Genomic DNA, 25,450 nt, shown 5'->3' with positions numbered 1-25,450 from the left:
AATTATGACAACAGAAAATTATAGTTACGGAATTGATAGAAAGGATATTATTTTCTTGGATGATGCTATTCTGTTTAATGAGTTTGAGGCTTCTGTTTTTACAAATTGTGATTTTTCTCAGTGCGATTTTTTAGGTGTGGCTTTTATAGACTGTACGTTTGTAAACTGTAATTTTAATAACGCCAAAATTAACTATGTGGCTTTCAGAAAGGTTCTGTTTACTGATTGTACGATGAAGGAGGTCAGTTTTGTAATGTGTAATCCTTTATTGTTTGAAATTCATTTTACAAATTGTATCCTTGATTTCTCCTTGTTCTATAATCTAAAAATAAAGGGGACTTCGTTTACTAATTGTAGTTTGATTGCGGTCGATTTTATGAATACGGATTTAACGGAGGTTCTTTTTGATTCGTGTAATCTGCATAAGGCTGTTTTTGAAAATTCAATAGCAAATAAAACGGATTTTAAAAGCAGCTACAATTATATCATTGATCCTGAAAAAAACCAACTGAAAAAGGCGCTGTTTTCAAAAATGGGACTGAAAGGATTATTGGCTAAATATGATCTTGTTATTGAGTAATTCTATTTTTTAGATTGTTGGATTATTAGATTATTCGAACACTAATCGACACTTTCAAAAAATCAAAGATTTTGCATAGCAATTCTAACTATCTAAAAATCAATTAATCGAACTATCAACTTTTTTTAATTTAATTGAAAAAGTGCTTCCTGTTCCGAATTCACTTTCCAGATGGATTGTTCCTCCTTGTACTTCAACAAATTCTTTACTAATCGCTAATCCGAGACCGGTACCTTCTTCTAATAATCCGGGTACCCGAAAATATTTATCAAATATCTTCTCTTTGTATTGGGACGCTATTCCTTTTCCTGTATCTCTAACCTGAATCTGGATGGTATCTTTGTTTTCTATGATGGAAACAAAAACAGTACTGTTTTCATAGGAATAACGAATCGCATTAGAAATCAGATTGGATACAATCCATGTTGTTTTTTCCTGATCTGCCATTACTTGAGATACTGTTTTGGGAAAATCACTTTTTATTTTTATGTTTTTCTGCTCTGCTATGTTTAATGTGCCTTCTATTGCATCTTTTACTATAGTCTGTGGCTGACAGGGAACGATGTTTAATTGTGCTTTTCCGGTTTCGACCTGGGTTATATTCAGTAACTCACTTGTGGTACGCAAAAGACGGTCTGCATCATCGTTAATACTGTAAAGCAGATTTTTCTGTTCTTCGTTTATACTGCCGATCTGCTCTTTTTCTAATAACTGTAAACTCATTTTCATGGAGGCTATCGGGGTTTTAAATTCATGTGAAACGGTTGCTATAAAATTGGTTTTAGCAAAATCCAGCTCTTTATATGCGGTTACGTTTCTCAGAATAATAACGGAACCGATCTTTTTCTTTTCTGTTTCTCCGGTAGGCAGAATAGATATGTTTACAATTTCTTTTTCGAAATAGCTTTCTTTTCCGTCTGCGTATATTTTAAGTGGTTCTTCGTTCTTCTTCTTTTTATTCTCAATCAGAAGGTCTCTGATCAGACTACGGATCAAATCGTTTGATAATGATACTTCCTGCGCGGGTTTTCCAATTAGATCAGCTTCTTTTAATCCTGATATTTTCTGTAGTTCTTCATTAATAAATATGATATTGTTATTCTCGTCTAATCCGATAACGGGATCATTCATATTGTTTATTAAGGTCTCAATACGCTTTTTCTGCGTCATTATTTTGGCAAGGGTTGTATCACTGTATTCTTGTAATTTTTCTGCCATTGTATTAAAGGATCTTGCTAAATCTCCAAACTCATTATTGGTTTCAAAATGTACACGTTGGGAATAATTCTTAGCCGCAATTTGCTTAATACTCTCTGATAGCTCCTGAATAGGGTCTGCAATATTACTGGGTAGGTTTAAAAGTAATGTAAAGGCAATCAGAAAACAGGCTGTACCAACAAAACCTATCCAAAGGATAGCATTATCTGCTGTTTCGGAGGCTACTTCACTTTTTCTTTTGATAGCATCCATATTCAGTTTCATAATGTCATTCAGGTCATTTCTAATCTGTTTGACAACGGCGGTATTTTGAGGATCTTGTTTTAACAAATTATAATGCCCTGCCAGATTTTCTGTCAATTCTCCTTCTCCAACTTCTGTTACGTTATTCTGCTGACTTTTTAAATATCCTTCAAACTTATCATAACCAAAATCATCTGTACTCTGATCATCAATTGATTTCAGCATTTTTCTGGAAAAATCCAATGAAATATAATTAGCCTCAAGGATATTTTCTGTATCTGAAGCCAGCGAGTTTATTTGTCTGATCCCCATCAGAGCAAGTAAAGCAATTAAAAAAAATAAAAGCCCAACGCCAAGGGTTAATTTTGTCTTTATTTTCATAACACAGTTAGTTGATAGTTAATAGTGTATAGTTGATAGTTTTGATAATCATACTGTTTAATTAGTGGATAGTTTATAGTGGACAATTGATAGTTTTGATAATCATACTGTTTAGTTAGTGGATAGTTTATCAGCTATCAACTATATATCGTCAACTATTTTTCAGCTCATTAACTCTTGATGTTTTAATTATAGATGTAAGCATTTTAATAAGTTCAATACTATCATCATAAATAGATTGAAATTCTTTTTCTGATAAATAGTCTGTTTGATACAGTAAACGTAACCAATATTCTGATTCCTGTGCTTCTTTAAGTGAAATATTCATCTTATTAATAAAGTCTTTTTTTGAGGAACCCTGTAAAGCTTCACTAATATTCGCTCCAACAGATGTTCCGCTTCTAAGTAATTGTTTTGATAGTGTAAATTCTTTTTTTTCTACTGAAATATGTTGATATAACCTCACTATCCTAATAGCAAAAACAAATGATTTTTCTTTAATAATACTATTATTCATAATTCTTATATAGTTGATAGTTTTGATGCCTGTAACGATATCTTAGAGAGAGGCTTAATAATTCAAGTTGAAAAATACAACTAATTTTCTTACTAATCTATTTTTCATACCTATTCCTTTAACTATCAACTTATTTATCCTTTATCTATATCAAAACTATCAACTATACCTTATCAACTATATTGATTAACTTAAAATGATCAAGTCAATATCGTTCATTGCTAATTTGTTTAATAATTCATTAAAAACGTGTGTTGCCAGAATTATATTTAATAAATTGAGATGGGGTTTACCCATACAGATTGTTGTGATTTGTTTTTCTTTTGCCTGGTCTATAATTCCTCTGGAAACGGAATTATTTTCAATTTTAATAATCTCTGCTCCCTGTTCTGTTGCCAGTTTAAAATTATTAATCAAATGTCTCTGTTTATCCAAAGCTATTCTGTTAGCACTTTCTTTTGGAATCTGAACGTACAGAACATACCATTTACAATTGTAGTAATTGGCTAAGCGGGCTGTTTTTCTTATGATTCGTTTTGCTACTTTTTCATTACTGCTTATACACGCCATCAGTCTTTCCTGACGAACATTTGTAATACCACGGGTAACGACTTCGATTTCTACTTTTCTTTCTACTTGTAAGGCTACTTCTTTTAATGCTAATTCTCTAAGTTGGAGGATATGTTCACTTTTAAAGAAGTTTTTTAGGGCACTTTCAATTTTGTCTACTTTATAAATTTTTCCTTCTTTGAGTCTGTCTATTAATTCGTCTGCTGTCATATCAATATTTACGACTTCGTCTGCCTGTGCCAGAACACTATCCGGAATGCGCTCCTGTACTTCTATTCCGGTAATCTTTTTTACTTCTTCATTGAGACTTTCAATGTGCTGAATATTAATAGCACTGATAACATTGATACCTGCAGAAAGAATCTCCATAACATCCTGCCATCGTTTCTCATTTTTACTTCCTTCTATATTGGTATGTGCCAACTCATCGACAATAACGACTTCAGGTCTCAGATTAATGATTGCCTGCACATCCATTTCGTCTAACTCTTTTCCTTTATAAAATAGTCTTCGACGTGGTATTACGGGTAGTCCTTGTAATTGTGTTTCTGTGTCTTTTCTACCATGGGTTTCTATATAACCAATCTTTACATCAATTCCATTTCGCAACAACGCCTGTGCTTCTTTAAGCATACGATAGCTCTTCCCTACACCGGCACTCATACCAATATAGATCTTGAACTTCCCTCTTCTGGATTTTTTAATCAATTCAAGGAAATGCTGTACATTTTGTTCTTTTTCGGTCATATCATTATCCATGGCAGTCTAAGTTATTAATTTTTTCAGAAAGAAACCGCTAATGATGTTCCTACAAAGTAATCATCATTGACCAGTTGCGCTTCTTTAATAAATATATTGTCTTTACTATTCAATACTCTGGCTTCAATTCTCCATAATACGGAATCATAAATTGCATAATCCAAATTTACGGAATAACCGAAAGTCTGAAATCCTCTTGTTGTTCCTGTTGTAACGATTACTTCATCTTTATCAGAATAATATTCTACTCTTGCTGCAATATTTATCTTATCTGTAACTGTATATTTTGCAATTATAACGGGAGAATACCACATATTATAAACAGCACTTCCTTTTTCTTTTTGTTCTGCTCCAAGATCAAAGCCTATGATAGCCGCCCATCTTTTGTTTATCTGAAACTGACCGAAAAAATTATGAAAATATCGCATTTGTCTTGTTTCTTCGGGTTTATCGTTTCCTATAAATGAACTACTGTTCAAAGTTACTCTTTCGTTTGGTCTGTACGTTAACTGGTGACCGAAAGCTAGCGAATTATTCCCTTCTACTTTCTCAATTCGCTGCCACCCATTCAGAACTAGTACACTGATAAACCATTTATTATTATTTGTTGTATATGATATCTTTGCTCCGGTTTCAAAATAAGGTGTGTTTTCTGCAGAAATACTTCTTGTCATTGTAAAACAATCTTTTCCTACTGCACTTTCAAAACCAATATGTGAACTGAAAATTCCGGCATCTATCCAGATATTCTCTGATCCGGAAATTTTTACTCCAACATTTGCCTCATATACATTTCGTAATGTGCCGGATTCTGCTGCTAAATTAGTGTTTGCATAGGTTCCTGCCATAAAGGCTAAATTAGCTCTTACATTCTCCTTTGTATAGGCTGCTTTTATATATCCTAAATTTAGATTTACTTCATTATGTTTGTTATGTGAGTATATAAAACCGGGTCTTATATTGTCTTTCGGTTTATTAAAATCATAAATATAATAGGTCTCTAAATAACCACTAAAATTAAAAGGCAGAGAGCCAGCTTCACGTTGTGCATAAACTGAAATAGTTAACAGGCACATTATCTGAATTACTATCGTTTTCATCTGAATTATTCGGCAGAACTCAACGCCAGATTTAATTTCAATACGTTTATTTTCTCTGGTCCAAAAAATCCTAATACAGGTTTTTCGGTTTGTTCATCTATCAGCTCGTATAAACTGCGCTCTGACACTTTTCTGATTTTAGCAATCCGTTTTACTTGTACTTTTGCTGCCTGTACGGAAATATTAGGGTCTAATCCGCTAGCACTGGCAGTAATTAAATCCATTGGGATTTCGCTTTTATCTACTTCGGGATTCTGAATTAAAAAAGTATCTATTCTCTTTTGTACAGCAGCCAGATATTCTACATTAGAGGCTCCTTTATTGCTTGCTCCTGAGGCAGCTGCATTATAATTAACTGCTGAAGGTCTGGAGTTAAAATACTTAGATTCTGTAAAGGATTGACCTATATTTTCATAATAGGTTTTTGTACCTTCTTCTATGATCTTTCCTTTTCCTTTGTTAGGAGCCAATTGGGCAATACCTAATATTGCTAAGGTATAAATCCCTGAAAAAAATATTAGGCAAATCAGGGTTAATTTAACAGATGGAATTATATATTTTTTCATTTTTTTCTTTTTAGATGATTTTTTTTTGTAAAATGTGAAATGTTTTTAGTAAAAGGAAGAAATCGTTTTATCAATAACTAATATCTTCTTTTTTCATCAATCACATCTTACTTTTTACATTTTACAAACTACATTTACATAAAAACAGATACGATCATATCAATTACTTTAATTCCGATAAAAGGTACTATTACACCTCCTAATCCGTATATTAGTAAGTTCCTTCTCAACAGAGCGGAAGCTCCGATCGGTTTATAGGCAACTCCTTTTAACGCTAACGGAATTAAGAACGGAATAATAATGGCATTAAAAATTACTGCTGAAAGAATCGCACTTTCGGGACTGTGTAATCGCATAATATTTAAACCTTGTAAAGCGGGAATAGCGGTTATGAACAAAGCAGGAATAATTGCAAAATATTTAGCTACATCATTCGCAATACTAAAAGTAGTTAATGTTCCTCTTGTCATTAATAACTGTTTTCCTATTTCTACAATTTCAATCAATTTTGTCGGATCATTATCCAGATCCACCATATTACCGGCTTCTTTGGCTGCCTGTGTTCCACTATTCATAGCTACTCCTACATCTGCCTGTGCCAGAGCGGGTGCGTCATTTGTACCGTCTCCCATCATGGCAACGAGTTTCCCCAGTTGTTGCTCTGCTTTGATATAGTTCATTTTATCTTCTGGTTTTGCTTCTGCAATAAAATCATCTACTCCGGCTTTTTCGGCTATAAATTTAGCTGTTAAAGGGTTATCGCCTGTTACCATAACGGTTTTAACTCCCATTTTTCTAAGTCTTTCGAAACGTTCCTGAATTCCGGGTTTTATAATATCCTGTAATTCGATAACACCAACAATCTTATTGTTTTCTGAAACGACTAAGGGGGTTCCGCCATTACCGGCAATCTGCGTTACTATTTCTCCTGTTTCATCCGGAAAGGTGTGCCCTGCTGCTTCGCTTAGTTTTCGGATAGAATCAAAAGCTCCTTTTCTGATACTTGTACCATCGGGAAGATTAACACCACTACTTCTGGTTTCGGCAGTAAATTTTATCAATGTTGCTCCCTGAATGGATAATCTTCCGGAAACTTCTTTTCCTGCGAGTTCAATTATTGATTTTCCTTCCGGTGTTTCATCCGCTAGTGATGACAGTACGCAGGCTTTTATAAAATCATCTTCGCTTACTCCTTTTGTTGGATAAAAACGGGTCGCTTTTCTGTTTCCTATTGTAATTGTTCCTGTTTTATCTAATAAAAGTACGTCTATGTCTCCTGCTGTTTCAACTGCTTTACCGGATTTAGTAATAACATTGGCTCTTAAAGCTCTGTCCATTCCGGCAATTCCTATGGCAGATAATAAACCTCCAATAGTTGTGGGAATCAGACAAATAAATAAGGAAATAAAAGCAGCAATGGTGATAGGTGCATTTGCAAAATCAGCAAATGGTTTTAAGGTCATAGTCACAATTATAAATACCAATGTAAATCCTGCCAGTAATATGGTCAGTGCTATTTCATTTGGTGTTTTTTGCCTGGATGCTCCTTCTACTAAAGCAATCATCTTATCAAGAAAGCTTTCTCCGGGTTCTGTGGTTACCTGAACTTTTATTTTATCTGATAAAACTTTTGTTCCTCCGGTCACACTACTCTTGTCTCCTCCTGCTTCACGAATCACGGGAGCACTTTCTCCTGTAATGGCACTTTCATCAATGGTAGCCAGTCCTTCAATAATTTCGCCATCTGTAGCAATTATATCATTGCTTTCGCAAACAAAAATATCGCCTTTTTTTAATTGACTGGAACTGATCGTTGTTCCATTCTCTAATTTAGCTGGGGTTTCTTCTCTTGTTTTTCTTAAACTATCCGCCTGAGCTTTACCTCTGGCTTCTGCGATTGCTTCTGCAAAATTGGCAAATAGTAATGTAATAAATAATATCAGGAATATAATAAAATTATAGGCTATACTTCCTTGTGACTTTTCTCCTGAGAGTATCCACAGACATACAAAAAACATTACAAGTGTTCCTATTTCAACGGTAAACATTACCGGATTTCGGAACATTTTTTTAGGATTCAGTTTCACAAAAGACTGTTTTAAGGCTTCTTGCATCAGGTCTTTTTGAAATAATGATTTATTTTGAGGTTTCATTTTTTTTTAATTATTTGTTTAAAGTTTAAGGTTTAAAGTTGGCTGAACAACTATCAATTATCCATTATAAACTATCAACTATTTCATTGAAAAATGTTCTGCTATGGGTCCTAAGGTCAGTGCGGGAAAAAAGGCTAAAGCAGAGATAATTGCAATTACTGCAAAAATCATTAAACCAAAAGTGGCTGTGTCTGTTTTTAGTGTTCCGTTGCTTTCCGGAATATATTTTTTACCTGCCAGGATTCCGGCAATAGCAATAGGTCCTATAATCGGTAAAAAACGAGATAACAGTAAAACAATTCCGGTACTGATATTCCACCATGGCGTATTATCTCCCAGTCCTTCAAATCCACTACCATTATTTGCTGATGATGAAGTAAATTCATATAACATTTCACTAAATCCATGAAACCCGGGATTATTCAGAGTGTCTGCGCCATATTGGGGTAAGGATGTGGTAATTGCAGTACCTGCTAATATCAGGAAAGGATGCAATAAGGCAATAATCATGGCTATTTTCATTTCGCGGGCTTCAATCTTTTTACCCATAAACTCGGGAGTTCTTCCAACCATCAATCCACTAATAAAAACGGCAAGTATAATAAAAATATAAAAGTTTAAAAGTCCTACTCCACAACCGCCATAAAAACAGTTAACCATCATTGCCAGTAATTCGTTCATTCCGGATAAAGGCATGGAACTATCATGCATGGAGTTTACAGAACCTGTGGATATTACAGTAGTTGCAATACTCCAATATCCTGATGCGGCTGCACCAAAACGAATTTCTTTACCTTCCATGGCACCAAGTGAATTATCAATCCCCATCTTAGCTATTGTGGGATTGCCACTCATTTCGTTTATTACATTGGGAATAGCCAGTAACAAAAATCCTATTGTCATTACACTAAAAATCATCCATGAGAATTTCTGTTTTTTCAGATAGAACCCTAAAGCAAAGATCATTGCAAAAGGGATAATCATCTGAGCAATCATTTCAACCATATTGGTCAAATAGTTCGGATTTTCAAAAGGATGGGCAGAGTTCGTACCAAAGAATCCACCTCCGTTTGTACCAACGTGTTTTATTGCTATAAATGCAGCGGCAGGACCTGTTGCTACTTGTACTGCTTCTCCCTGAACGGTAGTCATGGTCTCTTTTCCGTCAAAGGTCATTGGTGTACCGTTGAATAATAAGATCACAGCTACAACTACGGAAACGGGTAATAAAATTCTAAGACAGGATTTTACAAAATAATTGTAAAAATTCCCTAATTCTGTTGTTGTCCTTTCTTTGAGAGCATTAAACAAAACTGCTGCTGCTGCTAAACCGATTCCTGCGGAAACAAACTGTAAGAACATTAAGAACAACTGGGATAAATAACTTACTCCTGTTTCTCCTGCATAATGTTGTAAATTACAATTCACTAAAAAGGAAATGGTTGTATTAAAGGCAAGATCGGGTGACATATTAGGATTATGATCCGGGTTTAGAGGTAACCAGCTCTGACATGTTAAAACAAACATTCCTAAAAGGAACCAGACTGCATTTATGATTAATAATGCTGATAAATGTTGCTTCCAATTCATCTCTTTGGTAGCGTCAATACCACTTATTTTAAAAAATAGTTTTTCTAAAGGGTCAAAAACAGGATCAAGCCATGTTTTTGTTCCTGAATAAACTTTTGCAATATATCTTCCTAATGGAATGGCTAACAATAGAGTAGCAAAAAACATAAGAAGAATTCCTGAAATCTCTGTATTCATTTTTATTTTCTGTAAAAGGGTTATTTGTAAAATGTTTTATGTAAGAAGTGAAATGTTTTTAGTAAAATGTGAAAAACCAAATTATCAGTAACCGAATTACCTCTCCTATTTTACATTTTACTAAAAACATTTTACATTTTACTAAATTAAAATTTTTCGGGTTTCATTAAAACGTAACAGATATAACAAAACACCGCAATACCTACTAAAAAAAGGATTTTCATAATTTTATATTTTTTCAAAATAGTTAATTGCTTTGTAACAAATTCCAAAGCACAGAATACCTACAATAATCAGGATTAGAGTGATCATACGCCAGATGTATTTATTTGATTTTTATATTCAATAAGAAGTAATTCAGGAAAGATATTATTTACCCGAATCCCCAGATTACTGTTGATCTCAATAAATATTGAAACGGAAAACACATAAACAACACTAACTGCATTTTTTACTTTACAATTTTTATCTTTCAGTAAATTTTCAGCAATGGAGATACATTTTTTAGCACGTTCTATCCTATTTTGCTGAAGCAATTTTTTTGTAATATCAGCAAATCGCTGCATTTGGGTTTCGATATTAGAATTTTTTTGATCTTTCATAATAGACTGGAATTTATTATTTTCTTTTTATATGCCAAAAGTTATTCCCAAAAACACAAAATCGTCATAAACCCTTATTCTATATGACTTTATTCTTTTATCTCATTTTAATAATATAAAAAACCCTATCATTTTGATAGGGTTAGGTATATCGTTTTGACAAGGTATTTATCTTCTACTTTGAATCTGTTAATTGTGTTATTATAATATTACCGGATTCTAATACAACCTCACCTTCATAATTACCAGAAAAACTTCTTCCTATTCTAAGATTCCAACTAAGATTATTTGTTGTAACTCTGGCAATACTGGACATAGAAATACTATGATAAACTTTTTCACCTACGTCTGCTCCATATGAAACCTGATTTTGACGAATTCTTTTTATTCCTCCACCATCTGGAAAATCCATAAAGTAGCTATGTACTTTAAGAGCAGGGGAAGGATCCGGTTTCGTTATTATAGAAAATGTTAATTCTACATCAATACGATAATTTCCTATATTAAATAGTAATCGTGGAACTATTCCATCTAATTCATATTTAATTTTAACAATATTATTTTCCTTCAAAACAGGAGCGTTTATTATTTCTCCTTCTATTTCTTCATCCCCTCTATTTAATATCAAATTTAAGTTTGATTTTACTATATCTAAAACAATTACAGATGTAGGAATAGTGACAGGCATATCATGTGGAGATGACCAATATACAGCTCCTGTATTGTCCCTTGCAACTGCTATTGCTCCGTAAATAGAACCTGTTCCATTCAGTCCTTTCTTAATTGTTAAAAAATCAGTTGTTGTACTTACAATATTATTAATATTATTAGCGTTTAAATCTAAATTTTCTGTTGCAATATGACTACCTAAATCATCTGCTTCTGATTTAACCCATTTATTTCCATTATTAAAATAAACTCCGGGGGTCACATTATTATCTCCTCTACCTGCTGTTACAGTATTATAAACTAACATTCCTGCTACATGATTTGTTAAGGGAAGGAAGGAACTAACTCCACTCAAAGCTATCCTTGGTATTAATACTCCTTTATTATTTGTTTCAAATTCTAATATTGCATTTTCATCAGATTGTGACGGTCCCTGATTCAGATCAGAAATTTTAGATTGTGAAAAAATATGTGATTGGTATAAAACCATAAAAAAAAGAATTCCTTGTTTCAGGAATTTAGAATGAATAAAAACATTTTTCATTTTTGATATTCTATAATTAAATAAGTGTGATAATTTACATTTTTCGAAAGCTAACAATATAAAATAAGCTAACAATTTAGTTATACTTAATAAAACATCTGAGCTTTAAATAATTAAAATATTGAATACGAACAAACTACCGTTAATAAAAAGACAAACTTAGTATTTTTATTATTAAAAAAAGAAAAAGAATCACAAAGTAATACAAATTGAAAATATAAATAATATTTTATTTAATAAAAAAAATAAATAATACGCAAAACAAACATCATTAATATTTATATTATATGATATTTATACTTATTTTCATTAAATACATTAAAAAAAAATTATTTTTAGTAACAATTCTTTAAATCAAATTATTTTGTTTTTATTAATAATGTAAAAATGTAATTAATTAGGATAAGATATTTAACTATCTAAACAGAGATGTTACTCTTTAGTATTCTGAAAACAAGGTCTATGAAGTCTGATTAAACCGGAAAGAAAAATCTGTTAGTTGATTTTATATTCATCTAATTTTCTGTATAATGTTGTCAGGGCAATATTTAATAGACGAGCAGTTTCTGTTTTATTACCATTTGTATAATTCATTACTTTCTGAATATGTATCTTTTCGGCACTTGCCAGTGAAAAAGCAGAAAATTCTTTAGCATCAGAACCTGTTAATTGTAGATCAAAAGGAAGATTATCTATTGTCAGTTCATCTGCGTCAGCAAGAATAACGCTTCTTTCTATAATATTTTTTAATTCACGTATATTCCCCGGAAAAGAATGTTGTTTTAAAGCTTCTATAAAAAGAGATGATATTGATTTTTTCTTTTTATTCATTTTTGCACAGAAAACAGAAGTAAAGTACTCTGTTAAAAGAGGAATATCGGATATTCTTTCTCGTAATGAAGGTAGATTAATCTGAAAAACAGATAATCGATAAAACAAATCTTCTCTAAAATTTCCAGCTTCAATCTCTTTATGTAGCTCTCTATTTGTAGCGGCAATAATTCTTATATCAACTTTGGTTACCTTTGTTTCGCCTACTTTTATAAATTCACCATTTTCAATTACACGCAACAATTTTGCCTGCAGATCCAGTGCCATCTCTCCTATTTCATCTAAAAAGATAGTTCCTTTGTCTGCTTCTTCAAATAAACCTTTTTTATCGGTATGAGCGCCTGTAAAAGCTCCGGCTTTATGACCAAACATTTCACTTTCCAGTAGATCTTTTGTAAAAGCGGAACAGTTTATTGCAACGAAATTCTTGGTACTTCTCAAACTATTCAGATGTATGGAATGAGCAAAAACTTCTTTTCCTGTACCTGTTTCACCTGTCAGCAGAACTGTAGTGCCTGTTACGGCTACTTTTTTAGCAAGATCAATACTCGCAGACAATATTTTTGAATTTCCTATAATAGTGTCAAAAGAATGTTTATCTGCCAATTGTTTTTCCAGATGCTGTACCCGTTTGGATAAATCTGCTTTTTCAATAGCACGATATAGTAAAGGAATAATCTTATTGTTATCATCACCTTTTGTTATATAATCAAATGCTCCGTTCTTGATCGCCTGTACTCCATCCGGAATATTACCATAAGCGGTAAGCATAATAATTTCGATAAAAGGGTATTTTATTTTTATTTCTTTTGACAAGTCAACACCATTACCATCTGGCAATTTTACATCGCAAAGAACTACCTCAACTTCATTCTGCTCTAGTTTTTTTAGTCCGGTTTTACAATCTGCTGCCTGCAAAACGGCAAAACCTTCTAAACTGATGATTCTTGCCATCAGTATTCTGAGCTTTTCTTCGTCGTCTATAATGAGTATCTTTTTCACCTGATCTTTTTTACAAATATACAACAATCAATAATCTGTTTATTTGGTTTAAAGTTTAAGGTTTAAAGTTAGCTGAGCGAGTCCGTTTTTAGTCTCAGTTTTCACAAGACCTTTGTGTCTTTTGCAGTTACCCTCACATTTTACATTTCACAAATAACATTTTACTTCTTACAAAACTATCAACTATCAATTATTAACTAGTTTAGTGTTTCCCTCCGTCTATAATTTTAAAAATATGCAATGCGGAAGGAAAAACAGCATTCATTGATTCTTCGGCTCCTTTTGTGGAACCGGGCATTGTTATTACTAATGTATTACCTATTAAACCTGCTACGCTTCTGGATAACATTGCCAGCGGAGTACGATCCTGACCGTAACTTCTTATGGCTTCTGTGATACCGGGAATTTCTTTTTCTAATAAAGGCTTTACTGCTTCCGGTGTGCTATCTCGTTTTGACAGACCAGTTCCTCCGGTTATCAGAATTAAGTCCACTCCCTGAGCACAATAGTTTTTTATATTGGTCTGAATAGTTGCAATCTCGTCAGGAATAATGATATAATCTGCAATGTTTACCTTACATTCTTCTAGTTTTCTAATAATGGCTTTGCCTGCTCTGTCTTCTTTCTGTCCGGCAGAAATACTATCTGAACAAACTATTACAGCGGCTGATAGAATAGTATTGAAATTATCTTTGAAATCTGATTTTCCTCCTTTTTTTTCTAATAATCTGATCTGATGTATTTCAATATTCTTATCAATCGGTTTCAACATATCATACATGGTAAGGGCAACTACGGAAGCGGCGTGCATGGCTTCTACCTCAACACCGGTTTTATAGATCGTATGAATTTCTACTTTGATAATTATCTGCAGGTCTTTTATTTCATAGGTAACGGAGGTATACTCTATTGGCAACGGATGGCAATCGGGAATCATATCACTGGTCCGTTTTGCTGCAAATAATCCTGCTGTTTTTGCCATTTCGAAAACGTCTCCTTTAGGTACTTTTTTATTTATAACAGCATCAATTGTATCTTGTGAGCTTACTTTTACAACTGCTTGGGCAATTGCTATACGTAATGAATTATTTTTATAGGTTATATCTACCATTTTTAATTTACGATTTACAATATTTTAGAGGAAAGAAACAAGAATCAAGAGGAAAGATATTCCGTTAACTTCTCTCACATTTTACTTTTTACAGATAACATTTTACAAAAACTATCAACTATCAATTAAAAACTATCAACTGTCTTCAACTATCAATTGTTTTCTTTCCACTGATAGCTATCATCTTCAAACCGTTCTTCCCCCCATATGGGAACTTCTTTTTTAATTCGTTCTACGAGTTCATCACATGCCTGCATTGCCGGTTTTCTATGTTTGGAAGAGGTAAAAACAAACAGGCATATCTCTCCTTTTTTAACGATACCGAGACTATGATAAACATGCATGCAGGTTAAATCATACTTTTCAAAAATACTTTCTCTTATTTCTGCTATTTTTTCTTCTGCCATTTCGGGATAGGTTGTAAAATGAATTGCCTGCACCTCTTTGTTTTCTACTATATCATTACGAATCTGACCTAAAAAAATACTATGTCCTCCTATCTCGGTCTTACCACTGTGTTTCTGAATACTTTCGGCAATAAAACTAGCTGAAATAGCTCCTTCTATAAATGAGTTTCTTTTTTTATATGTTTTCATATTTAGGATATTTTTTAATGGTCATATGGTATCACCTGATCTAAAATTGTGTAAACACCATTTTCAACATGAGTAACTTTCTTTTCAGGAAATTTATTTTGTATTAATTGAACTGCTTTCAGACTCCTTACTCCGGACTGACAGATAAAAATAATGGTATCAAACTGTTCTAAAAAATCTGCTTTTTCTTCTAAAGTATTTAAAGGAATATGCAGTGTCCTAAAAGTAATAATCTCAGGAACTTCATCTTTATTTCTTACATCTACTAAAACAGAATTTTCTGAATTTAATAACTCTTCAAGTTCGTTACGATTCTCTATTCCGAATACCTGAGAAATACTACATACTTGTTCATAATTCATTTTCAGAAATTCTTCCTCTGTTTGAGCGTGTTTATTCTGTTTTAAACTACTATAATAAAATATTTGATTATTACTATTTAAAACATTGTAAACCAGTATCTTATTACTTAAAACCTCTCCGATTCCTGTAAGTACTTTGATTACTTCATTTGCCTGCATAGTACCAATCATTCCGGATAATACGCCCAGAACGCCTGCTTCATTACAATTAGGAACTTCATCCGGTTTAGGGGGAATCGGAAACAGGTCTCTGTAATTTGTTTTTACTCCATCCTTATCTGCTACATTAAAAACGGATATCTGTCCTTCATACTGAAAAAGGGAACCGTAAACTAATGGTTTGTCTAATAAAACGCAGGCGTCATTCACTAAATATCGTGTCTGAAAATTATCAGTTCCGTCTACAACAATATCATATTTTCTTATAATTTCAAGTGCATTCTGATTGGTTATTTTTTCTATAAATAGTTCAAAATTCACTTCTGAGTTTAATTGTTGTAATTTCTCTTTTGCTATAACTGCTTTGTATTTTCCAACTGAACTTTCATCATATAAAAACTGACGATGTAAGTTAGAATAATCAATGGTATCAAAATCAGCAATACCAATATTTCCTATTCCTGCAATGGTAAGAAACTGCAAAACCGGACAACCTAATCCCCCAGCTCCGATAACCAGAACTTTTGCTTCTGCTAATTTCTGTTGTGCGACTACGCCAAAACCGGGTAGTATGATCTGTTTATTATATCTTTTAAAATAGCTCATAATTTATCCTCCGGAAAAAGGTGGTAACAACGCGATTTCAGCATTTTCAGGAATACTGCTCTCTTCATTTACAATTTGTTTATTAACTGCAACCAGATAATTATAGTTCATTAAATCCGGAAATACTGTTTCTAAATGCTTCTTCAATTCAATAACGGTTACAACTTCAGAAATTTCATAAACTGTGTCTTGAAATATATCTGTTAGTTTTCCAAAAATCATCACTTTCATAGTTTCAGTAATTTTGATGCTTCATTAAATTCTTCGGGTGTATTGATGTTTCTGAAAATAGTGTCTTCTACTTCAATAACCTTAACTCTGTTCTCTATTAAAAAATCTATCATTTTTAACTTGTTATTATTGATATTCTCTTTTAATCGGGGCAGTACTTCTTTTGAATATATCCCGAATAGAGGTTGTATTTTCTGACCGCAACCGGCTACCATAATCTTTTCACTATTATAGTTCTGGATTATATTCTCTATCGCTTGTTCTGTAATGAAAGGAATGTCACAGCTTATTATAAAGATACTGTCTGCAGAAGTATCTTCCAAAGCGGTGTAAATACCTCCTAAGGGTCCTTTGTCCTTAATAATATCTTCTATTACTTCCAGTCCCAATTCTTTATATTTCGGATTATTGGAAATAATTTTAATCATTTGATCTGAACTTTTGATCTGAGCTTTTGAAAAATAAGATCTGAGAGTCTCAATACTATATTGAATCATCGGCTTATCATTGAGTAATTTTAAACCTTTATCTTCTCCCATTCTCGAGCTTTTACCTCCTGCTATTATATAAACTTCCATATTATGTAAACCATAATTTAAATGCTGCAATTATTAAAACTCCTGCCAGTATTTTTTTTAAAACTGCTGAATTAAAATAGTTGACTCCTAAAAAAGACCCTAATATTCCTCCTGATACAGCAATAAATAGCATCGGAATAATTTCTACTGAAAAAGTAAATCCGGATAAACTATTTCCTATTAAACCTGCTATTGAATTAACCAATATAAATAAAGCGCTAATGGTTGCTGCTTCTCTTATTGTGCTCCATGATAGTAATAATATGATCGGAGTTAAAATAATTCCTCCTCCCATACCTATTAATCCGGACAACAACCCGATACTACTTCCTATAATGGCTACTAAAAACCAGTTTATTTCTTTTTTCTGTTCTTTTTGTTCCGGTAAAATCCCTATAAACCGAATAATTGGAATAAGTAAAAACAATCCTAAAATAACTTTATAAACATGGGTTTCTACTGTAATCATTCCTCCTAAAAAAGCCATTGGGAAAGAAAACAAGATTAAATAGATTAATAATTTCCATTGTATTTTTTCTTTTCGGGCATATTGTAAAAAGGCTATGCATGAAACGATTATATTAAGTATTAAAGCGGAAGGACGTATTATATCCGGTGAAAAACTAAAAAGAGCCATTAATGCTAAATATCCGCTTGCTCCACCATGTCCAACGGAGGAATAAAGAAAAGATACTATAAATAATAAAATATAAAATAGGGTAATATGTAAATCTGTCATTTAATAAAATTTTTAACTATTATCTGAAATTTTGACCTCAAAATCTTGTTTAAACTGTTCAAAACCAATAATTACTTTTTTATATTGTTCTATACTTCTTTTGCCTTCTTCGGTCAGAATCGTTCCGCCTCCATTCTTTCCGCCGCTTATTTTTTCTACTAACGGAACAGTAACATTATCATTCATATCTTTTATCATTGCCCAGGCTTTACGATACGATATTTTCATACTTCGGGCTGCTTCTGCAATGGAACCGGTTTCTTCTATTTTTTCCAACAAAAAAGCTCTTCCTTTTCCTATTTTTAATCCTTCGTCTGTTTCAATCCATATATTTGCTTTAATCTGCATATACTTGTTTTTAATCATAAATTGATACTATCTCCTATTTAAACCTAACAGGTTTTGAAAACCTGTTAGGTAAAATATAAGTCAGAGACTTTGCAGGAGCGAATAAAGGTCTCATGACCTTTGACAACACCTCTATAATATCAGTCCGAGACTGAAAAACACTTTCTCAAAATCAGAGATTTTGAGAAGCGGGGTAATAATCATATTCTAACGATCTCTACTTGTTCTCCTTTTTTAAAAAAAGTATTTATTTCTTCCAGTTTTACAAAACAGTTTGCCTCTGTAAAAGCATCCATTTTATAGGATTCCTGCCCTGATAAAATACTAACTTTCCCATCAGTGATCTGCCCTTTTACAAAATGAGTCAATCCACTGTTCTTTTTAAAATCATGTGATATTATTGCTCTGTCAGTAAAAAAATCTTCTTTGCTTCCTGCAAATCCCTGTAAAAAAGGATTTACATATTGATGAAAACAGGTAAAAACAGCAGCGGGGTTTCCGGGTAATCCAAAAACAAATTTCTGTTCTTTCCTGCCAAAGAACAAAGGTTTTCCTGGCTTCTGTTTTACTTTATAAAAAACTTTTTCAAAATTCAGCTTTTGCAGAACGGGTTGTACAAAATCATAATCTCCTACAGATATCCCCCCTGTTATTAACAAAACATCTGCTTGTTCTGTTCTTTTTTTTATTCCTTCTTCTAACAAATCCGGATTATCATCAATTACTTCGGTAAACTCAATATCAAAACCTTTTTGTTTTAAAATAGCCTGCAAGGCAACGGAATTACTCTCATATATCTGTCCGGGTTGTAAAGGAAATCCAGGTTGTATAAGTTCTTTACCGGTAACAATAATACCTATTTTAGGTTTCTTAAAAACACTAATCCTATCCAGTCCGAAACCAGCCAGAAAACCTATTATTCCTGCTGTGATAAGAGTGTTTTTAGATAAAATAAGTTCCTCTTTTTCTGTCTGAGAACCTTTAAGACGAACATTTAAACCGGAAACTATTTCATGTGGTTCAAATTTTAAAATACCATTCTCAACAATCGTTTTTTCCTGCATCACTACAGTATCTGCTCCGTGAGGAACAGGAGCTCCGGTAAAAATACGAGCTACTTCTCCTCTCTTTAATACGGGTAGATCAGTTTCTCCTGCCTGAATGATATACTTAAGCTCTAAAGGAATTGATTCTTCAAAATCTTTAAATCTAAAACAATAACCATCCATTGCGGAATTATCAAAATGGGGTACTGCAATGGGAGCAATACAATCCTCAGCAGTATAACAGCCTAAACTGTCAATTAACTGAACTGACTGAGCTACTAAAGGCGGAATATTTTTAAGAATCAGTTCTCTTGCTTCTTTAACGCTTATCAAATTCATTTTTCGTTAGGTTTAATTTGTCATAACGGAAGTCAAAAAAAATCAACCTCCAATTTTAATCATACTCCTGTTTTCCAGAATAAAAGGATCGAGCTGTTTATAATTTTCAAATTGTCCTCCCATTTTTTCTTTTTTCAGCAGTAAACATTTGCGTATTATCGGTACAATATCTTTTCCGTCTCTGAAATTTCCTAAAACATCCAGTTCATCTTTTCCAAAAAGACAATTTTTCATTTTACCGTCAGCAGTAAGACGCATACGATTACAATCCCCGCAAAATGGATCACTCATGGTTGTAATGAAAGCAAAAGTACCCTGATAATCTTTTACATAATATTTTTTTGAAGTATCATGTAGTTTGTCTTCCAGTTTTATAATAAAAAAGTGCTCTTTGATCCGATGTAACATTTCTAATGTAGGCAGAACCTTTTCTTTTCCCCAGCCATTACCGTCAAAAGGCATAAATTCTATAAAACGAATATGAATCGGCAAATGTTCTGTTAACTGTACAAACCGAATCAGTTCTTCTTCATTTATTCCTTTCATCGCCACCACATTCAGTTTAATATGAAAACCTTCTTTTATGAACCCGTTTATATTGTCCCATACTTTCTGAAAAGAATCCCGTTTTGTCAGCTCTTTGAATTTTACCGGATCTAATGTATCTAAACTGATATTCACATATCTCAGCCCAACCTTTTTAAATAAGTCTAAATACTTATCCAGAAGAACTCCATTCGTCGTTACCGCCAGTTCGACAGGTAAGGTTGCCAGATTCTGAACTATCTGATCAAAATCATGTCTTACCAGAGGTTCTCCTCCGGTAAGACGAATCTTCTTCACGCCATAATCAACAAATTTCTTTGCTATCTGTTGTATTTCATCGACCTGCATCAGTTTTTTTTGTGGCAGACTTTGCATATTCTCATCGGGCATACAATAGGTACAACGAAAATTACAACTATCTGTAAGAGAAATTCTCAGATAATTATGAATACGATTATAGGAATCAAATAATAAATTATTCATAATAATTTGTAGCTTCTTTATCTTTTACTCTATCTCTCTTTAACAGCTCTTTATTACGAGCGTCAGGAAGATATCTCATTAAATATAATGTGCTAATAAACAATACCATAGAACCAAAAAATGTTGCTAACGCAAAGTCATTATTATCAATTAATGCATTATTTAAAGCTCCGTATAGCAACCAAATCTGAATACTGACTATCAAAATCAGAATCAGAATAATAGCAGAAAGTATTGTGTTTGTTTTGCTGGGGTGCGCTGCATTCTGCACTTCTTTAAAATTACTCATAGTTAAGCTTTTTAATTTTACTTATATATATTTTATCTTCACGAACAATAACCGTTAATTGTGGTAAAGGTCTTGGAGGTGGTCCTTGTAATACTTCTCCGTTTTCAGGGTCAAAATATCCTTTATGGCAAGGGCATTCTATTTTTTTTATATCATGGCGATACAATACTGCACAAGATAAATGAGTACATTTTTGCTCAAAAGCTCTCCATTTATCTTCTTCTAAACGAATTAAAATATAAGGAATATCACGATTTTCTTTAATAAGAAAAGGTTTCATCTCTCCAATAGGTAAATCGGATACATTACAGATAAAAAGCTCTTCATCTGTTTTATCATCTGAAAAAAACAACGATTTTCCTGCTATAATTCCATTTCCTATCGCTAAACTACCGGAAAGTAAACATAAATATTTCGCAAACTCACGACGGGAAACATGAGTTGCTTCTTCTTTTCTTATTGGAAAATCTGATTTCCAGACAGGTGTTTCTTTATTATCTTTATGAGACATTGTTTATTATTTTTATAAGGTCAATAACCTGATTTTATTGTTTTTAATGAACTTTTAATTCCATACTACCTTTAGGCATCATAATACTTACTTTGGTCGTAACTTCTTCCTGACCAAATATAAATTTATTGACAGGAGTACTGTTTGGTCGTTTCTGCTGGATTTCTTCACGTGTACCATAAAACAATGCTCCACTCGGACAGACTGTAGCACACATTGGTTTTAGACCTGCACTGGTTCTGTCATAGCACATATTACATTTCATCATCAGTTCTGCCTCTTCTTTTTTGAAAGGAACACCAAAAGGGCAAGCAATTACACAATTAGAACAACCAATACACTGAGCTGTATTAGCAGTATGAACTATACCAAAACTATCTTTTGATATTGCGTCTGCGGGACAGACATTTGCACAAACAGGATCCTCGCAGTGCATACATACCTGAACGGTTGTTTGTGTTGTTTCGGCTCTGTCCACATAATGAATATGAATCATACTTTCCTGCCCATTTGTTTCACATTCAGCACAAGCCATTTCACAGGCATGACAACCAATACAACGTTGCATATCTACAAAAAATTCCATGTTTTTATCATATCCTGTAACTGTCATATATTTTTTTATTTAGGTATTAAATTTTATATAAATAGTTTAGTCTAAACTTTCATAAGCATCTGAATCTTTTGCATCCGGAGCTTTTTGTCCTGTGTGGATCAACTGACAGGCACATACTTTAAATTCCGGGATTTTTGAAACAGGATCCAGATAATCACTGGTTAACTGATTTGCTGATTTTTTTCCTCCCCAGTGATAGGGAATAAAAACGGTATCTTCTCTGATCGTTTGTACTACATTAGCAGGGAAAAGAGCTTCTCCACGACGGGTTACTACTTTAATCAGATCTCTTTCTTTAATATTATACTGAGCTGCCAGTTTAGGATGAATTTCTAATAATGGTTCTGGATACTGATCTACTAATTTTCCGATTCTTCGGGTTTGTGATCCACTCAGATATTGTGATACCACACGACCGGTTGTCAATACTATCGGATATTCTTTATCCGTTTTCTCTCCCGGATCTCTGTAAGGAGCAGGATTAAAATGTGCTTTACCATCCAGTGTTTTGAATTTTTTGTCTTCCCAAAGTCTTGGTGTACCGGGATGGTCTAAACTTGGACAAGGCCAGAATATGCCCATGTTTTCAACGACTCTTTCATATGTGATTCCGTAATAATCTGCTGTTCCTCCTTTGGATGCTACACGTAATTCATTAAAAATAGCCTCGTTGTTCTCATAATTAAATTTATCTCCTTCGCCCAGACGACGTGCCAGCTCCATTATTATTTCCCCGTCTTTTCGAGCCTCTCCCGGAGGGGAAACTGCCTGATTGATTCTAACAACACGTCCTTCTGCTGTAGTAACCGTTCCATCTTCTTCTTCATGAAGAGAGCCTGCTAAAATAACATCCGCATGGCGGGCTGTCTCATTCAAAAAGAAATCTATTGCAACATAATATTCCAGTTTTTCCAGAGCTTCACGTACATAATTATTATTAGGCAATGATATTAAGGGATTAAAACAGATTGAGATTAATCCTTTAATCTCTCCTCTGTGTATTGCTTCAATAATCTCATAAGCACTTAATCCTTTTTTAGGCAACTCTTTTTCTTCTATACCCCAGACTTCTGAAATATAGTTGCGATGTTCCATATTCTCAATATCACGATTACCCGGCAACTGGTCACATTTATGTCCGTGTTCACGTCCTCCCTGACCATTTCCCTGACCTGTAATGGTAGCATATCCGCAATATGGTTTACCAATCCTTCCTGTCGCCAGAACAAGATTAATACAACCTACTACATTATCTACTCCTTTTGAGTGATGCTCAATTCCACGGGCATGTAATAAAAAACTAGTACTTGCCTTACCCCACATTTCTGCCGCCTGATATATCTTATCTGCCGGAATTCCGGTTACCTCTTCTGCCCATTCTAACGTATGATCTTTTACAGAGTCAAGGGTTTCCCGAAATCCACTGGTATGATTATCTATAAAATCGTGATCCAACCAGTCATTATCAGCTAAAATTTTCAACATGGCACCATATAAAGCTGAATCTGTCCCGGGGCGAACCGGTAAATGTAAATCAGCAGTACGTGCCAGAGGAATTAAACGAGGATCAATCACGATCAGTTTTGCACCGTTATCACGAGCCTGCCATATATAATGCGTTAAGGTTGGAAAAGTTTCACTTATGTTTGCTCCTGTAACGATAATCACTTCGGCGTGTTCCAGATCAGACCAGTTATTAGACGCTCTATCCAGACCAAAAGCTTTTTTATTTCCGGCACCGGCACTAACCATGCATAAACGCCCATTATAATCCAGATTAGCCGTTTTAAGGGCTACTCTGGCAAACTTTCCTATCATATAACTTTTTTCATTGGTCAGAGAAACTCCTGAAAGTATTGACATCGCATCTCTACCATATGTATTCTGAATACGTTGAATCTCAGAAACAGTTTTATCCATTGCTGTATCCCAGTCAATTGGTTCAAAGCCTACTCCTTCTACTCGTTGTAAAGGAGTAAGGAGACGATCAGGATGATTATTCTGGAGGTAACGCTGAACCCCTTTAGGACAAAGTCTTCCTTCATTAAAAGGAAATTCTTTCCAGGGTTCAAAACCAACCACTTTATTGTCTTTTACTTTTAACTGAATACCACATTGCATACCGCAATAACAACAATGTGTTTTCACTAATTTATCCGGATCATTCCGACCTTTAAATCCTTCTGGAGAAGCATACTGTTTATGCGGTCCGAATTGTTCAACAATCTTTTCTGATGATGTAGGTAACTTAGCCATAGTATAATTTCTGTATATAAATAAGTAGTGACTTATTCTGATGTTTTATTTTAATAATTAACCAAAAAAACTTCCTGATTCCTCACGGGCTTTAAGATGTGCTTTTGCCAATGCGATTCGCTTTCCTTCAGGACTGAATTCTAAATGATTCTGACCGTTTTCCAAATCAAAATCAAAGCCTAATTCTTTTGTAATTGTTTTCAGATCTTCAATATGCATTTTTGTAGCAAACTCTTCTTTTGTGTTCGGACAGGTTACCATACCGCTTTTGAGACCTTCTGTTTTATAGATATTCGCTCCTAATTGTGCGGGTCTCTGAAAAATATGGAAAAACTTTCCGAAAGGAATCCAAACCAAAAATAAAATAACAGTAATAGCATGAGTCACAGACATGAACTGGTGTGTTTTTCCTTCTAAAAAGGTATAATCAAAACTGATTCCTACACCTGTAATCGAAATAGCAACCAATAATATTAGAGGAAGCCAATCTCCTTCAAAAGTTTGGGTTGCAATTAATCCTCCATTAGTAAAACGACGTTTCATCATCATAACAGAACCGATTGTTACCAAAACGGAACACCAAACCAAAGCATGAAAAATTACAAAACTTATAAAAGATCCCAGTTCAAAATTCATCATTTTAAAACCAAACATATGGGCTTCATAAGTGGTCATAGAACCGTTCTCTAATGTAAAATGTATCCATCCAAAAGTTAAAGGAAAAGTTATGGCAAATGCCAGCATACAACCAGTAGCTAATAAGAAATGCCCTATCCATCTTTTTGTACTTCTTGGAGCAATAAACCGCTGAAATAAAATATTTTTCAGAAATAATAGTGCTGACCTTTTAAAATACTGAATAAAATGATTACTAAAAAAGAACTGTCGGGAACGTTTCCAGTACATTTTTGTAGGTGGACGCTGTAACCAGATAGAATAACGATACACAATTCCGAAAATAGCAAATATTGACCCGAACAGATACGCAATTAAAGCTGCATCAAAATTCTGCAAATCTCTGGAACCTATAAATACTAAAATTATAGTAAAAACAGAAACTAAAGTTGCTCTTATAAACGCAGGTCTGTTAAGGGTCTGAAATAATTTAAACATAATTTATTATTTTTAATTC

25 protein-coding genes are annotated in these 25,450 nt (G+C 33.4%); 1 reads left to right on the top strand and 24 read right to left on the bottom strand.

Annotated features, from left to right (window positions below; genetic code table 11):
• Positions 1-4: 4 nt before the first annotated feature.
• Positions 5-580 carry a pentapeptide repeat-containing protein gene (locus tag AC4FQX_RS03990; RefSeq protein WP_491166380.1) on the top strand — a complete coding sequence of 192 codons (576 nt, stop codon included), beginning with the start codon at positions 5-7 and terminating at the stop codon, positions 578-580.
• Positions 581-679: 99 nt separating this feature from the next.
• On the opposite strand, the gene AC4FQX_RS03985 is transcribed toward AC4FQX_RS03990, so the two are convergent.
• From AC4FQX_RS03985 to AC4FQX_RS03870, 24 genes are all read right to left on the bottom strand, one after another.
• The gene (locus tag AC4FQX_RS03985; protein ID WP_491166379.1) at positions 680-2,422 is read right to left on the bottom strand and encodes a sensor histidine kinase; all 1,743 of its coding nucleotides are present in this window, start codon (positions 2,420-2,422) and stop codon (positions 680-682) included.
• Positions 2,423-2,573: 151 nt separating this feature from the next.
• Positions 2,574-2,939 carry a four helix bundle protein gene (locus AC4FQX_RS03980; RefSeq protein WP_491166378.1) on the bottom strand — a complete coding sequence of 122 codons (366 nt, stop codon included), beginning with the start codon at positions 2,937-2,939 and terminating at the stop codon, positions 2,574-2,576.
• A gap of 186 nt (positions 2,940-3,125) precedes the next feature.
• Complete coding sequence (locus AC4FQX_RS03975; protein ID WP_491166377.1) at positions 3,126-4,268, bottom strand: sensor protein KdpD; 1,143 nt, start codon at positions 4,266-4,268, stop codon at positions 3,126-3,128.
• A 23-nt stretch (positions 4,269-4,291) separates the two neighbouring features.
• On the bottom strand, positions 4,292-5,368 hold the full coding sequence (locus AC4FQX_RS03970; protein ID WP_491166376.1) for a porin: 1,077 nt from the start codon (positions 5,366-5,368) through the stop codon (positions 4,292-4,294).
• A gap of 5 nt (positions 5,369-5,373) precedes the next feature.
• Positions 5,374-5,934 (bottom strand): K(+)-transporting ATPase subunit C, encoded by a 561-nt coding sequence (locus tag AC4FQX_RS03965; RefSeq protein ID WP_491166375.1) that lies wholly within the window; start codon positions 5,932-5,934, stop codon positions 5,374-5,376.
• 134 nt (positions 5,935-6,068) lie between these two features.
• A complete protein-coding gene (kdpB, locus tag AC4FQX_RS03960; protein WP_491166374.1) occupies positions 6,069-8,087 on the bottom strand; it encodes a potassium-transporting ATPase subunit KdpB in 2,019 nt (672 codons plus the stop codon).
• A gap of 78 nt (positions 8,088-8,165) precedes the next feature.
• Complete coding sequence (gene kdpA, locus AC4FQX_RS03955) at positions 8,166-9,854, bottom strand: potassium-transporting ATPase subunit KdpA (RefSeq protein ID WP_491166373.1); 1,689 nt, start codon at positions 9,852-9,854, stop codon at positions 8,166-8,168.
• Between the two features lie 308 nt (positions 9,855-10,162).
• On the bottom strand, positions 10,163-10,456 hold the full coding sequence (locus AC4FQX_RS03950; protein WP_491166372.1) for a DUF7674 family protein: 294 nt from the start codon (positions 10,454-10,456) through the stop codon (positions 10,163-10,165).
• A gap of 175 nt (positions 10,457-10,631) precedes the next feature.
• Positions 10,632-11,669, bottom strand: coding sequence for a phage tail-like protein (locus tag AC4FQX_RS03945; RefSeq protein ID WP_491166371.1), 1,038 nt, complete (start codon positions 11,667-11,669; stop codon positions 10,632-10,634).
• A 495-nt stretch (positions 11,670-12,164) separates the two neighbouring features.
• Positions 12,165-13,502, bottom strand: a complete 1,338-nt coding sequence (locus tag AC4FQX_RS03940; protein WP_491166370.1) for a sigma-54-dependent transcriptional regulator — start codon at positions 13,500-13,502, stop codon at positions 12,165-12,167.
• Between the two features lie 202 nt (positions 13,503-13,704).
• Positions 13,705-14,613: a bifunctional molybdenum cofactor biosynthesis protein MoaC/MoaB gene (gene moaCB / locus AC4FQX_RS03935; protein ID WP_491166369.1), complete on the bottom strand. Its 909-nt coding sequence runs from the start codon at positions 14,611-14,613 to the stop codon at positions 13,705-13,707.
• Between the two features lie 152 nt (positions 14,614-14,765).
• Positions 14,766-15,209: a molybdenum cofactor biosynthesis protein MoaE gene (locus AC4FQX_RS03930; RefSeq protein ID WP_491166368.1), complete on the bottom strand. Its 444-nt coding sequence runs from the start codon at positions 15,207-15,209 to the stop codon at positions 14,766-14,768.
• Positions 15,210-15,223: 14 nt separating this feature from the next.
• Positions 15,224-16,336, bottom strand: coding sequence for a ThiF family adenylyltransferase (locus AC4FQX_RS03925; protein ID WP_491166367.1), 1,113 nt, complete (start codon positions 16,334-16,336; stop codon positions 15,224-15,226).
• Between the two features lie 3 nt (positions 16,337-16,339).
• Entirely contained in the window at positions 16,340-16,567 is a 228-nt protein-coding gene (locus tag AC4FQX_RS03920) for a MoaD/ThiS family protein (RefSeq protein ID WP_491166366.1), read from the bottom strand.
• Complete coding sequence (gene mobA, locus AC4FQX_RS03915; RefSeq protein ID WP_491166365.1) at positions 16,564-17,145, bottom strand: molybdenum cofactor guanylyltransferase; 582 nt, start codon at positions 17,143-17,145, stop codon at positions 16,564-16,566. The genes AC4FQX_RS03920 and mobA overlap by 4 nt, the downstream gene beginning before the upstream one ends.
• A 1-nt stretch (position 17,146) precedes the next feature.
• Positions 17,147-17,884, bottom strand: a complete 738-nt coding sequence (locus tag AC4FQX_RS03910) for a sulfite exporter TauE/SafE family protein (RefSeq protein WP_491166364.1) — start codon at positions 17,882-17,884, stop codon at positions 17,147-17,149.
• A gap of 12 nt (positions 17,885-17,896) precedes the next feature.
• Positions 17,897-18,232 carry a winged helix-turn-helix domain-containing protein gene (locus AC4FQX_RS03905; RefSeq protein ID WP_491166363.1) on the bottom strand — a complete coding sequence of 112 codons (336 nt, stop codon included), beginning with the start codon at positions 18,230-18,232 and terminating at the stop codon, positions 17,897-17,899.
• Between the two features lie 200 nt (positions 18,233-18,432).
• On the bottom strand, positions 18,433-19,617 hold the full coding sequence (locus tag AC4FQX_RS03900) for a molybdopterin molybdotransferase MoeA (protein WP_491166362.1): 1,185 nt from the start codon (positions 19,615-19,617) through the stop codon (positions 18,433-18,435).
• Between the two features lie 42 nt (positions 19,618-19,659).
• Positions 19,660-20,646 (bottom strand): GTP 3',8-cyclase MoaA, encoded by a 987-nt coding sequence (moaA, locus tag AC4FQX_RS03895; protein ID WP_491166361.1) that lies wholly within the window; start codon positions 20,644-20,646, stop codon positions 19,660-19,662.
• Positions 20,639-20,935 (bottom strand): DUF6755 family protein, encoded by a 297-nt coding sequence (locus AC4FQX_RS03890; protein ID WP_491166360.1) that lies wholly within the window; start codon positions 20,933-20,935, stop codon positions 20,639-20,641. The genes moaA and AC4FQX_RS03890 overlap by 8 nt, the downstream gene beginning before the upstream one ends.
• Positions 20,928-21,446: a QcrA and Rieske domain-containing protein gene (locus tag AC4FQX_RS03885; protein WP_491166359.1), complete on the bottom strand. Its 519-nt coding sequence runs from the start codon at positions 21,444-21,446 to the stop codon at positions 20,928-20,930. Before AC4FQX_RS03885 ends, AC4FQX_RS03890 begins: the two co-directional genes overlap by 8 nt.
• Positions 21,447-21,489: 43 nt before the next feature.
• A complete protein-coding gene (locus AC4FQX_RS03880) occupies positions 21,490-22,059 on the bottom strand; it encodes a 4Fe-4S dicluster domain-containing protein (protein ID WP_491166358.1) in 570 nt (189 codons plus the stop codon).
• Positions 22,060-22,098: 39 nt separating this feature from the next.
• Complete coding sequence (locus tag AC4FQX_RS03875) at positions 22,099-24,318, bottom strand: molybdopterin oxidoreductase family protein (protein WP_491166357.1); 2,220 nt, start codon at positions 24,316-24,318, stop codon at positions 22,099-22,101.
• Between the two features lie 57 nt (positions 24,319-24,375).
• On the bottom strand, positions 24,376-25,431 hold the full coding sequence (locus AC4FQX_RS03870; RefSeq protein WP_491166356.1) for an MFS transporter: 1,056 nt from the start codon (positions 25,429-25,431) through the stop codon (positions 24,376-24,378).
• Positions 25,432-25,450 lie beyond the last annotated feature (19 nt).

This window comes from Flavobacterium sp. AK-301, from assembly GCF_058310215.1.
The sequence above is the reverse complement of the archived record's forward strand: the minus strand, read 5'-3'. Positions and strand labels throughout refer to the sequence as shown.